Below are 12473 nucleotides of genomic sequence, written 5' to 3'. Positions count from 1 at the left end.
GTATCACTCTTTTTCCGAATGGCAAAAGCAGCGGTTCTCCATAAGAGAGCCGCTGCTTTCTTGTTCAAAATTGGAAATAGACAAAATCCTGGGGGTCGTACCCCTCGCCGTAAGAGCCGAACACCAGAATGGCGGCGATCAAAAGGAAATAGACCACATAGCGCACTGCCACCCGGCGGTTCAGCTTCTCCGCCAGGTTTTTATTGGCAATGAACCAGTCCGCCGCCAGCAGACCAACGGAGAAAATCCCCACCATGCGCAGCGCCTTGATGGATAACCCAAAGGCGCCGAAGCTGCCGTGAAGCCCCGCGATAGGAATGCTGAAAACAGATTGGAAGATCAGCGCCGCGTCCGAGAGGGAGTTTGCCCGGAACAGCACCCAGCTGAGACACACCAGACAGAACGTGAACACCACCCGGAACGCTTTCAGCCAGCGGCTGTCCTCCCGGATCCCCGTCAGGGCGAACCACCGCCTGCGCAGCGGGTCCAGCAGCTTGGAGATCACCTGGTACAAGCCGTTCAGCAGCCCCCATGCCACAAAGGTCAGCGCCGCTCCGTGCCACAGCCCGCTGACCGTAAATACGATCATGATGTTCAGCAGGTTCCGGGCTTTGGAGCACCGGCTGCCGCCCAGCGGGAAATAGAGATAATCCTTAAACCACGAGGACAGGGAAATGTGCCACCGCCGCCAGAAATCCTGAATGGAGACCGCGAGATAGGGACAGCGGAAATTTTCCATCAGCTCGAAACCCAGCATTTTCGCGGAGCCCCGGGCAATATCGGAATAGGCGGAGAAATCACAGTAAATCTGAATGGCAAAGGCGGCGGTCGCCAGCAGGAATTCCCCGCCGGTATGCTGTGCCGGAGCGTTATACACCGTGTTGACGATCACGGCAAGATTGTCCGCCAGCACCATTTTCTTCATCAGCCCCCACAGCACGGGCAGCACGCCGTCCCGAAGGTTCTCCGCCCGGAAGCGGTGGGTCTCCTTGATCTGGTGCAGTATATTGCCGGAACGCTCAATGGGACCTGCCACCAGCTGGGGAAAGAAGGACACGAACAGGGCGTAGTCAATAAAATTCTTCTCCGCCCCGATATCCTTTCGGTACACGTCGATGGTGTACCCCAGCGCCTGAAAGGTGTAAAAGGAAATCCCCACTGGCAGCAGCACGTCCAGCAGGGGCGCTTCCAGCCCCAGCCCCAAAGCGCTGAACGCCTGGGTCAGCAGGGAGGACGCAAAATTGAAATACTTAAAGAAAAACAGAATGGCTAAATTCATGACAAGGCTCAGCACCAGCCACAGCTTCCGCCTGTCCCACAAGCTGCTTTCCACCAGCAGGCCGCAGACATAGGTCACTGCCGTGGAGAACAGCATCAGCAGCGCGTATTTGGGATTCCAGCACATATAAAAGAAATAGCTGGAAAGCAGCAGCCACCCGTTCCGAGCCTTCGGCGGCAGCAGATAATACACCAGAATGTTCAGCGCCAGAAACAGCAAATAGGAAAGGGAGTTAAAATTCAAGAATCCTCTCCCCCTTTATTCTCTTTTTCTTTCGCAAGGGTCTCAGATATCTTCTCCGCCGCTTTTTCCCGCAGCCCGGCAAAATGCTCCGCCCGCGACCGCCACAGGTCCGGGTCTGCCGCGGCGCGGGGCTGCGCCCATTTGGTCATGTTCCGTCCCAGATAGCGGCTGAATTTCTCCGCGCCCAACGCGTTCAAATGCTGCTTGTCCCGGAAGTCCGTGCCAAGGTCCAGCCCCAGCTCATCAAAGACTTCGCAAAAATCCACCAGCTCGCCGCCCATAGCCGCAATATCACCGGCGATACGCCGCTGGCAGTCCTCGTCCAGCCGGTACAGGGTTGGCGTAATATAAAAAACCGCCCGGATATCCCGCTTCCGGCAGAAATCCAGCATTTTCCGGGCATATTCCAGGTTCCGGGCATAATTTTCCGGGTCGTTCCAAACGGCTTCCGGCACCTCCCGGCTGGTAAAGCCCTGGACAGGGCACACCTCGTCCAGAACCGTGTAACCCGCCAGCGGGTCAGGCTCATAGGGCTGCCAGTCCTCCGGCTCCAGCTTGTCCCAGCGGTCATGATAGGCATACAGCGGAAAGAGAAGCCCCTTGCGCGTGTCGCCGCTTGTCAGCTCCACAGTGGGGATAAGCCGTTCCATATCGTAGGGCATATAGGTCAGGTTCGCCTTTAGACTATTTTTCTCCCTCCCATAGACCAGCCCGGTGCATTCGATAAAAACCGTGGTGGGGGACTGGGTCTTGCAGCTTTCCCGCAGGTAACGATAGGTGACGGGAAGCGTCTGGGCGGGGCCTGCCATCACATAGCAGGGGATCTCGCTTTCCTCATAGATCACAGCTGGGACAACATCGCAGTACACCAGAGAGGACCCGAAAAACAGCACGTCCACGCTGTCCTGCTCCTCCAGCGCATACATATCCCATGTGGCGCCCAAATGGTGGCGTTTGGGCAAAAACAGCTTGGTGAAAAAGCTGCAAAAAATCCACAGAGCCAGCACAAGGCACAAAAAAGCCGCCAGCTCCAATTTCCACGATATCCTGTTGCTTTTCTTCTGAAAAATTAACAATTTCATAACAAAAGTATAGCAGTTTGCCGCATACTTGTCAAGGCGGGGGCGATTCCTCCAAAGGCAAAATACCTCTGCCATAAGCGGCTTGCCCACGATAAGACTGGCATTTTCCCACAATGCTCACGCTCCTTTTCGGCTATGTATAGCCTAATAGTAGCATGTGTAGCCTATATTGTCCACCCAGATTGGCTATGATATAAGCAGGAAATCTGGAGGTGGGAGAGTGTGGATACTGTTACTGCGGTCAGAAACCGCATTTTGACATTATGTGGTGAGCACGAAATTACTATTAACAAGTTAGCCACTATTTCTGCGCTTCCGCCGTCCAGCATCAAGAACATTTTGTATGGCAAGAGTCAAAACCCGAAGCTGATTACCATTAAGATGATCTGCGATGGATTGGGAATCACCCTTGGAGAGTTTTTCTCTACTCCGGAGTTTGATGGGTTGGAGCAGGAAGTAAAATAAGCCATTCTGTAATAACGAATCCCGCAGAGATGCATTGGCTTGCATCAACTGCGGGATTCATTTTCCCGAGATTACAAACTCAGTAACCCATTCCCCTGCTGCATTGAAATTACTGCCTTATCTGAGCCGCCCCTTGGGTGTTCCTTTTTCTTTGCGGTTCTACCACAAAAATGATGTTTTTCCCCTTACCCGAAAAAGGTTAGTAGCGAACTAACTGCCGTTAAAAGCCTTTCTCACTTACCAGTTCGGTCAGTTCGCACCAGCGTCCCACCGGGACGCGCTCACCGTTTACAAGCCGTTAGCCGATGGGAGCGAGACATTTTTGAGAGAGGAGCCGCAGACGAGCGCAACAGGCGGCATTTCTGCAAAGAAATGTCGCCGCAAGAGCGAATTTTGCGAAAAAAGAAGCCTTTCCTGAGGAAAGGCTTCTTTCAGGAAAGTCCGCTTTGCGGACTTTTTGCGACGCTGGTGGGCGCTAACGGACGCCTGCGCTGCGCGCCGGCATGGCTTGAAGCACAGCTTCTGCGCCATTTTGCCCTAAAATTGTCCCACCGGGACAATTTCCAAACGGGCAAACCGTCTTACGGTTCAAGTCCGTCAACCAGAAAACGAAGGGAAGACACAAGGTCTTCCCTTCGTTTTCTGGTGGGCGCTAACGGACTTGAACCGCTGACCCCCTGCACGTCAAGCAGGTGCTCTAGCCAGCTGAGCTAAGCGCCCAAAAATATTGCTGTATTATCTTACACGATTCTTTTGAAAAAAGCAAGCCCTATTTTGCTTTTTCCTTATTTTTTTTGCAAAATGCTCCATTCGTCATAAAATTTTAAGAAAATCGTCCTGTTCTTTTTTAGAGTTTCCCAGTATCCTTCTGTTGGAAAGTCTGGTATACTGTATCGGGGATTCCCTGTCCCCCATATATTTTGTGCAACTGACGCAGTTTTGATCTGCGGTTGAAAAATATTTGAAATTTCCCTGTTAGAGTTTACATATGGAGCGATGTGACAAAAGAGAGGGGTCTCCCAAATGAAAACACTTTCTTACTTGAATTTTGCCCTTGCCGCTATTTTTGCCGCCTGCTGTTTTTACCAGGCTGTATTCGCCATAGTCCGGCTGCTGAAGAAGCGCCGCCATTTCCAGGCGCAGAAGCTGTGCCGCTACGCGGTACTGATCGCCGCCCGGAACGAGCAGTCCGTCATCGGGCAGCTCATTGACAGCGTCCACGCCCAGGATTACCCTGCCGATCTGGTAGACGTTTATGTGGTGGCGGACAACTGTACCGACAGCACCGCCCAGATCGCCGCCGCTCATGGGGCGACCGTGTACCGGCGGAAGAACCGGGAGCAGGTGGGCAAGGGCTACGCGCTGCAGTTCCTGCTGGAAAAGATCCGGGAGGACAACCGGGAAACGCCCTACGACGGCTATTTTGTCTTCGACGCCGACAACCTGCTGGACAGCAGCTATATCACGGAGATGAACAAGGTGTTTTCCTCCGGGCACAGGGTGATCACGGGCTATCGGAACACTAAGAATTTTGAAGACAACTGGATCACCGCCGGGTACGGTCTTTGGTTCCTGCGGGAATCTGAATATCTGAACCGCCCCCGGGATTACCTGAACGTTGGCTGCGCCGTGTCCGGCACAGGGTTCCTGTTTGCCGAAAGCATTTTGCAGAAAAAGGGCGGCTGGAACTGGTTCCTGCTCACCGAGGACCTGGAATTTACCGCCGATATGGTGATCGACGGCGAAAAAATCGCCTACTGCGGCGACGCCGTGCTGTATGACGAACAGCCCCGCAGCTTCAAGCAGTCCATTGCCCAGCGCTCCCGGTGGATCAAGGGGTATTTCCAGGTCATCGCGGCGCACGGCGGGGACCTGCTCCACACCCTGACCGCCACCGGGCGGTTCGCTTGCTACGATATGCTGATGAACACCATTCCCGCCGCGGTGCTGACCATTCTCAGCTTCCTGCTGAACACTGTCATGTTCTTTGTGGGCATGGTTTCCGCGCGGCACGAAATGGGCTTGTTCTCCTTTTCTGTAATCAGCGCTCTGGTCAATTCCTACGGGGTGCTCTTCCTCATGGGGGCAATGCCCATGATCACTGAGCGGAAGCGCATTCGCTGCTCCCGGGGAAAACGGGTGCTGTACACCTTCACCTTCCCCATTTTTGTCTTCACCTTCGGGATCGCCATGCTGCTGGCAGTGTTCGGCAATGTGGAGTGGAAGCCCATTCGGCATTCCGTCGCTCTATCTATCAACGATATCAGCGACTCCCCGCGGAAATAATTTTGTGAAGAACGGAAAACTTTTCAAAAAAACTTGGAATCCTGTTTATTCTAAGCGCCTTTTGTGATAGAATGAGAGAAATCGTGTTCATCACAGGCGCTTTTTAGCGTCCAAATTTTCCGGCGGAGAGGTAATGCAGCATGGTAACAAGAGTTTTTGTGGAAAAGAGAAAGGGCTTTGACATCGAGGCTTCTCACCTGACGGCGGACCTCCGGGGGAACCTGGGGATCACCGGCGTGGAGGAGGTGCGTATCCTGAACCGTTACGATGTTTCCGGGCTCAGCGAGGAGCAGTTCCAAGCGGCTGCCCGCACGATCCTGTCCGAGCCAAATATGGACAATGTGTATGATGAGACGTACCGGCTGCCGGAAGCCTATCGCAGCTTTGCCATGGAATACCTGCCCGGACAGTATGACCAGCGGGCGGATTCCGCCGCCCAGTGCGTGCAGTTTTTGACCCAGGGCGAGCGCCCGGCGGTGCTTTCCGCAAAGGTCGTGGGCGTAAAGGGGAATATTTCCGAGGAGGAATTTGAAAAGATCAAATCCTATCTTGTGAACCCGGTGGAATCCCGGATCGCTTCCATGGAAAAGCCGGAGCAGCTGGAGTTGAACGCCGCCACGCCGCCGGACGTTGCCAGAGTGGAGGGCTTCACCCGGTGGGACAAGCCGGAAATGCAGAAGTATTTTGATTCCATGGGCTTTGCCATGACCCTTTCCGACCTGCTGTTCTGCCAGGATTATTTCCGGGACGAAGAGCACCGCGACCCCACCGTGACGGAGCTGCGGGTCATCGACACCTATTGGAGCGATCACTGCCGCCACACCACCTTTTTGACCCGGCTGAATGAAATCGAGATCGAGGCGGGAAAGCTCCACGACGCTGTGGAAAACGCCCTGAAGCAGTATCTTGCCGTCCGGCAGGAGCTGTACGGCGAAACAGAAAAACCTGTGTGCCTGATGGATATGGCGACCATCGGCGGAAAATACCTACGGAAGCAGGGCTTGGTGCCCGATTTGGACGTCAGTGAGGAAATCAACGCCTGTTCCATTGAAGCTCCCGTCACCATCGACGGCAAGACGGAGACATGGCTGATTCAGTTTAAGAACGAGACCCACAACCACCCCACGGAGATCGAACCCTTCGGCGGGGCCGCTACCTGCCTGGGCGGCGCGATCCGCGACCCCCTGTCCGGGCGCGCCTATGTGTACCAGGCAATGCGGGTTACAGGCAGCGGCGACCCCACCGTTCCCTTTGAAAAGACGCTTCACGGCAAGCTGCCCACCCGGAAGATCACCACCGGGGCGGCTGCGGGCTATTCCTCCTACGGCAACCAGATCGGGCTTGCCACCGGGCAGGTGACGGAACTGTACGACCCCGGCTATGTGGCAAAGCGCATGGAGATCGGCGCGGTGGTAGGCGCTTCCCCCAAGGCAAACGTCCGCCGGGAAGAGCCCGTGCCCGGCGACGTGATCCTGCTGCTGGGCGGCGCCACCGGGCGGGACGGCATCGGCGGCGCTACCGGCTCCAGCAAAGCCCATACGGAGAAATCCGTGGAGGTCTGCGGCGCGGAGGTACAAAAGGGAAACCCGCCCACCGAACGGAAGCTCCAGCGGCTGTTCCGCAAGGCGGAGGCAGCGCGGCTCATCAAGCGCTGCAACGATTTCGGCGCGGGCGGCGTTTGCGTTGCCATCGGCGAGCTTGCGCCGGGGCTGGAAATCGATTTGAACAAGGTCCCCAAAAAATATGAGGGGCTGGACGGCACCGAGCTTGCCATTTCCGAATCTCAGGAGCGCATGGCGGTGGTGGTCGCCCCAGAGGACGCGGAGCGGTTCTGCTCCTATGCCGCCGAAGAAAACCTGGACGCGCAGATCGTGGCAGTAGTCACAGAGCAGCCAAGGCTCAAAATGGAATGGCGCGGCGACAGGATCGTCGATCTGTCCCGGGCGTTTTTGGACACCAACGGCGTGACCCAGAACGCCAGCGCGAAAATCTGCGCCCCGCAAACGGAAAATTACCGCAGCGCCGTGCCGGAAGCCCTGCGGGATATCGGCGGCGTAGCGGCGCTGAAAGCAAACATGGCGCGGCTGCCTGTCTGCGGGCAGAAAGGGCTTTCCGAGCGGTTCGATTCCAGCATCGGCGCAGCTACCGTGCTTATGCCTTTCGCGGGGCAGTACCAGCTGACCCCGGAGGAAGCCATGGTGGCGAAGATCCCGCTTTTAGAGGGGGAAACCGATGACTGCACCGCCATGTCCTACGGCTACATTCCCGGCATTGCCCGGTATTCCCCCTTCCTCGGCGCGGAATACGCCGTGGTGGAAAGCCTGTCGAAGCTGGCTGCCGTGGGGGCTGACCCCCTTTCCGCCCGGCTGACCTTCCAGGAATATTTTGAGCGGCTCCACGATGACCCCACCCGCTGGGGCAAGCCTGCCGCCTCGCTGCTGGGGGCGCTGTCCGCCCAGCTTGGCATGGGTATCCCTGCCATTGGCGGCAAGGACAGTATGTCCGGCTCCTTTGAACAGCTGGACGTTCCTCCCACGCTGGTGAGCTTTGCCGTTTCCATGACAAAGGCGAGCAAAACACTTTCCGCCTGCATGAAGCACCCCGGCTCCAAGGTGGTGCTGCTGCCCGTTCCCGAGCGGACGGACGGCACGCCGGACTGGGACGCGCTGAAAGTCTATTACCGTTCTGTCAAGCGCCATATCGAAGCGGGGGACATCATCTCCGCCGGCGTGGTGCGGGAGGGCGGCGCGGCTGCCTGCGTCCTGAAAATGTGCTTTGGCAGCAAGCTGGGCTTCAAATTTGAAAAGGGGCTTTCCAGGGAAACGCTGTTTGCCCCCAGGTCCGGCGCGTTGGTTATCGAGCTTTCCAGCGAAGCGGAGCTGCATTACGGGCACGGCGCGGTGCTGGGACGCACCACCGGCACGGAAGCAGTGGAGCTGGACGGCGAAAAAATCTCCATCAACGAGCTGATCGACGCCTGGAACGGCACTTTGGAGCCCGTTTTCCCCAATATGGCGGACCCGGTGAAAATCACGGCGGACGTTCCCCTGTGGGAGCGCCGGGAGCAGAAAGCCCCTGCCATCAAGACGGCAAAGCCCCGGGTATTCATTCCCGCTTTTCCGGGCACCAACTGCGAGGTGGACAGCGCCCGGGCGTTCCAGAACGCCGGGGCTGAACCCGAAATCCTGGTGGTCAAAAACCTGACCCCCAGGGATATTGAAGAAACTATCGACCGTATGGAGCAGGCGATCCGCAGGGCGCAGATCATCATGCTGCCCGGCGGCTTCTCCGGCGGCGACGAGCCGGAGGGCTCCGGCAAATTCATTGCCACCACCTTCCGCAACCCCAAGATCGCCCAGGCGGTCACGGACCTGCTGGAAAAGCGGGACGGTTTGATCCTGGGTATCTGCAACGGTTTCCAGGCCCTGATTAAGCTGGGTCTTGTCCCTTACGGAAAAATCATCGAACCAAAAGAGGACGCGCCCACCCTGACCTTCAACAGCCTGGGGCGGCACGTGTCCCGCATGGTCTATACCCGGATCACCAGCGTGAAATCCCCCTGGCTGTCCGGGGTCAATCCCGGCGATATTCACTGCATTCCCGTGTCCCACGGCGAGGGCAGGTTCGTGGCGGACGAGGAAACGCTCCGCGCCCTGATCGCAAACGGGCAGATCGCCACCCAGTATGTTGACCCCAACGGCACCGTCAGCGGCGACATTTTGTGGAACCCCAACGGCTCCGTCTGCGCCGTGGAGGGCATTACCAGCCCCGACGGCAGGGTGCTGGGCAAGATGGGGCACTCCGAGCGCAAGGGAAAGAATCTTTATAAAAATGTTCCCGGCAAAAAGGATCAACTTCTCTTTGAGTCCGGCGTAAGATATTTTAAGTAATAATAACGAATAAAGTTATTGGCTGGCAACATATCGGGATTCTTTTTTTCATTGCTTTGCGGCAGCAAAGCCACCACCGTCCAGAATCCAGTATCCAGAATCCAGCATCTAAAAAATGTCCTTCTCTAACAACTAACAACTCACGACTAACAACTAAAATCCGGGGGGAACTCCATGAAAGAAATCCTCAGAAGAACATGGGCGGAAATTGATTTGGACGCTGCCGCCCACAATTTCCAGGCGGTGCGTCAGGCGGTGAACCCCAACGCCAGCCTGTGCTGCGTGGTAAAAGCGGACGCTTACGGGCACGGCGCGGTGCGCATGGCACAGGAATATGAAGCCCTGGGCGCGGACTGGTTCGCCGTGTCCAATCTGGAGGAAGCCCTGCAATTGCGGCTTTCCGGCATTACCCGCCCGGTGCTGGTGCTGGGCTTTACCCCCGCGGAGGAAGCAAAATCCCTGGCGGAGCACAATATTTCCCAGTGCGTTTATTCTTCCGAATACGCCGAAACCCTTTCCGGCTGTGCCCAGGCTGCCGGGGTCACGGTGAATATCCATGTCAAGATCGACACGGGCATGAGCCGGCTGGGCTTCTACTTTCAGGACATCGATCGGGACGGGGACGCTTTGCAACAGGTCAAAAGGGTCTGTACCCTGCCCGGCTTGCACCCGGAGGGCATTTTCACCCATTTTGCCGTATCCGACGGCGGCGTAGACGGCGACGCCTTTACCATGCGGCAGTTTGGCTGCTTTAAGGAGCTGATCGAGGCGCTGCAGCGGGAAGGGATCACCTTTGAATTGCGGCACTGCGCCAATTCCGCCGCTATTTTCGACTATCCCCTGTCCCATTTCGACATGGTGCGGGCAGGCATTGTCATATATGGTCTCTACCCCTCGGCGGACCTGCGCCATCGCCCGGTGCTCCGCCCGGTGCTCTCCCTGCGTTCCGTGGTCTCCCATGTGAAGACCCTGAAAGCCGGGGCGACGGTAAGCTACGGCAGGGACTTCACCGCAGACCGGGAAATGACCGTTGCCACCATTCCCGTGGGCTATGCCGATGGCTACCCCCGCCGCCTGTCCCCCGGCGGCGCGCAGGTGCTGATCCACGGCAGGCGCTGTCCCATTCTGGGGCGCATTTGCATGGATCAGCTCATGGCGGACGTTTCCGCTCTCGACTCTGTAAAGATCGGCGACGTCGTGACCCTCATCGGCAGGGACGGGGAGGAAGATATCCTTGCCGACGAGCTTGCCGCCTGCGAGGGCACCATCAATTACGAGGTGGTCTGCGGCTTGTCCAAGCGGGTGCCCAGGGTATATCTCAAAAACGGCAAGACCGATTGCATTTACAACCAGCTGCTTTGAAAAAGACAAAAAAGCTTCCGCTGCGAATGGCTTTCACAGCGGAAGCTTTTGCTTTACAGAAAAATTCTTACTTGCCGAAATACGCGGCGATCTCTTCCATGCGGGCGACCTGGTCTACATGGAAAGGACAGCGGCTGTTGCAATGACCGCATTGAATGCAGTCGCCCGCGGTTTTTTCCAAAGTCTCATAGTGCTCGCGCGCCAAAACGTCCCCGGCAAGGGTCAAATCGTAATACTTGTTGATCAGCCCCACGTCCAGACCTGCCGGACAGGGCTGGCAGTGATTGCAGTACACGCATTTCCCTTCCGCTTCCTGGGGAGCAAAGGTTCCCAAAACAGAGTAATCCTTTTCCTCCGGGGCGGCGGTGAAGAACCCCAGAATCTTTTTCAGGTGCCCGATTCCATTGACGCCCGGCAGCACCGTGACCACGCCGGGCTTATCCAGCGCGTACTGGATACACTGGTATTCCGTCAGCGCCTGATGGAAAGGAGAGGTGGCGGCGTCCAGCAGCTGACCGCCGCTGAAGGATTTCATCACGGAAATGCCCACGCCCTCCTTTTCACACCGGCGGTACAGCTCCATACGTTCATTCACGCTGCCAACGGCGTACTCACCGTGATGGTAGTCATACCCCGGGTTGATGCTGAACATCAGCATATCCAATATCCCCATATCCAGAACCCTTTGGGCAATGCGGGGCGTGTGGGAGGAAAGCCCGATATGCCGGACCACCCCCTGCTTTTTCAGCCCCTGCAAATAATCCAGGACACCGCCGGAAACATACTTTTCCCAGTCGGAATCTTCGTCGATACAGTGAATAAAGCCAAAGTCGATATAATCGGTCTGCAGCGATTTCAGCTGCCAGTCCACCGAACGCTTTACCGTATCCAAGTCCGTGGTCCAGCCATAGGCGCCGGTCTCGTAATTGGCGCCGAAATGCAGCTGGAACTTCACCTTGTCCCGGCAGCCCCGAAAGGCTCTGCCAAAGGGGACAAAGGGCTTTGCCTCAGCGGAAGCCAGGTCAAAATAATTGATGCCGCTTTCCACTGCCAGCCGGGCGACCTCCTCGATCTCCTGCTCCCCCGCTGCCTGAATGCCGCTGGCGCCAATGCCGATCACGCTGATTTCTTCCCCTGTGTGGGGAATTTTCCGATACTCCATAACGGTTCCTCCCATTCCGCAGGCTTCCTGCCTGCTATAGTATTTCTACTATAAAGCTTAAAGTGGGCTTTCAGTCAAGTGGTTTTGGGAAATTCACAAATGAAACATGCCTGCTTGCCCACACAGGAAAGCCCCGACGCCTTTCGATATTTCCAGCCGCGGAAAAATCTTTTTGCCGGGAAAATCTACCTGTTCCCTGCCTGTTTCCCGCAGGGGGGATCCATCAGGCTTGCCAGCGTCACGCTGTCCAGATAGTCTCCCACAAGCTCATTCAGCTTTTCCCACATGGGAATGGTGCGGCATTCGGCTCGGCGGGGGCAGCTTTCAGCGTCCTCCCACAGGCACGCCACCGGGGCAAGGGTACCCTCGGTCAAACGCAAAATGTCGCCCACGGTGTAGTCCTCCGGCGGGCGGGTCAGGCGATAGCCGCCGCCCTTGCCGCGCAGACCCGTAAGCAGCTTATGCTTCACCAGCGTTTTCAAAATATTTTCCAGATACTTTTCCGAAATTCCCTGGCGCTCCGCAATTTCCTTTAAGGGCAGGTAGCCGTTCTCGCGCTGATTTTCAGCCATATCCACCATCACCCGCAGCGCGTAGCGCCCTTTTGTCGAAACCATCATACCATTCCCACCTTTTTTTACTCGTGAACCTTTTTTTACTCGTGAAGCTTCTTGGTACAAGAGGAAACTGAACAACCCGACCGC

8 protein-coding genes and 1 tRNA gene are annotated in these 12473 nt (G+C 56.6%); 4 read left to right on the top strand and 5 right to left on the bottom strand.

Annotated elements, in window-relative coordinates:
- Positions 1-64: 64 nt before the first annotated feature.
- A complete protein-coding gene (locus AB8996_RS05005; RefSeq protein ID WP_369297876.1) occupies positions 65-1522 on the bottom strand; it encodes an MBOAT family protein in 1458 nt (485 codons plus the stop codon).
- Complete coding sequence (locus AB8996_RS05000) at positions 1519-2604, bottom strand: hypothetical protein (RefSeq protein WP_369297875.1); 1086 nt, start codon at positions 2602-2604, stop codon at positions 1519-1521. Before AB8996_RS05000 ends, AB8996_RS05005 begins: the two co-directional genes overlap by 4 nt.
- A gap of 222 nt (positions 2605-2826) precedes the next feature.
- On the opposite strand from AB8996_RS05000, the gene AB8996_RS04995 reads away from it, so the two are divergent.
- The gene (locus AB8996_RS04995; protein WP_369297874.1) at positions 2827-3069 is read left to right on the top strand and encodes a helix-turn-helix domain-containing protein; all 243 of its coding nucleotides are present in this window, start codon (positions 2827-2829) and stop codon (positions 3067-3069) included.
- Positions 3070-3712: 643 nt separating this feature from the next.
- On the opposite strand, the gene AB8996_RS04990 is transcribed toward AB8996_RS04995, so the two are convergent.
- Positions 3713-3789 (bottom strand) — tRNA-Val (locus AB8996_RS04990).
- A gap of 303 nt (positions 3790-4092) precedes the next feature.
- Here AB8996_RS04990 and AB8996_RS04985 point away from each other — a divergent pair.
- The 3 genes from AB8996_RS04985 (at position 4093) to alr (ending at position 10607) form a co-directional block, all read left to right on the top strand.
- Positions 4093-5355, top strand: a complete 1263-nt coding sequence (locus AB8996_RS04985; RefSeq protein ID WP_369297873.1) for a glycosyltransferase family 2 protein — start codon at positions 4093-4095, stop codon at positions 5353-5355.
- A gap of 140 nt (positions 5356-5495) precedes the next feature.
- Positions 5496-9245 (top strand): phosphoribosylformylglycinamidine synthase, encoded by a 3750-nt coding sequence (locus AB8996_RS04980; protein ID WP_369297872.1) that lies wholly within the window; start codon positions 5496-5498, stop codon positions 9243-9245.
- A gap of 174 nt (positions 9246-9419) precedes the next feature.
- On the top strand, positions 9420-10607 hold the full coding sequence (gene alr, locus AB8996_RS04975; RefSeq protein ID WP_369297871.1) for an alanine racemase: 1188 nt from the start codon (positions 9420-9422) through the stop codon (positions 10605-10607).
- Between the two features lie 67 nt (positions 10608-10674).
- Here alr and AB8996_RS04970 read toward each other — a convergent pair whose 3' ends face one another.
- Positions 10675-11769: an aldo/keto reductase gene (locus AB8996_RS04970; protein WP_369297870.1), complete on the bottom strand. Its 1095-nt coding sequence runs from the start codon at positions 11767-11769 to the stop codon at positions 10675-10677.
- A 185-nt stretch (positions 11770-11954) separates the two neighbouring features.
- Positions 11955-12389 carry an Rrf2 family transcriptional regulator gene (locus AB8996_RS04965; RefSeq protein ID WP_369297869.1) on the bottom strand — a complete coding sequence of 145 codons (435 nt, stop codon included), beginning with the start codon at positions 12387-12389 and terminating at the stop codon, positions 11955-11957.
- Between the last annotated feature and the right edge of the window lie 84 nt (positions 12390-12473).

This window comes from uncultured Neglectibacter sp. (assembly GCA_937958185.1).
GTDB lineage: Bacteria > Bacillota > Clostridia > Oscillospirales > Acutalibacteraceae > Acutalibacter.
This window is presented reverse-complemented; position numbering and strand designations above follow the sequence as displayed.

Excerpts from the sequence above, each read along its gene's own strand:
- AB8996_RS05000 (WP_369297875.1), bottom strand. The coding sequence starts at position 2,604 with ATGAAATTGTTAATTTTTCAGAAGAAAAGCAACAGGATATCGTGGAAA.
- AB8996_RS04985 (WP_369297873.1), top strand. The coding sequence starts at position 4,093 with ATGAAAACACTTTCTTACTTGAATTTTGCCCTTGCCGCTATTTTTGCC.
- AB8996_RS04980 (WP_369297872.1), top strand. The coding sequence starts at position 5,496 with ATGGTAACAAGAGTTTTTGTGGAAAAGAGAAAGGGCTTTGACATCGAG.
- alr (WP_369297871.1), top strand. The coding sequence starts at position 9,420 with ATGAAAGAAATCCTCAGAAGAACATGGGCGGAAATTGATTTGGACGCT.
- AB8996_RS04970 (WP_369297870.1), bottom strand. The coding sequence starts at position 11,769 with ATGGAGTATCGGAAAATTCCCCACACAGGGGAAGAAATCAGCGTGATC.
- AB8996_RS04965 (WP_369297869.1), bottom strand. The coding sequence starts at position 12,389 with ATGATGGTTTCGACAAAAGGGCGCTACGCGCTGCGGGTGATGGTGGAT.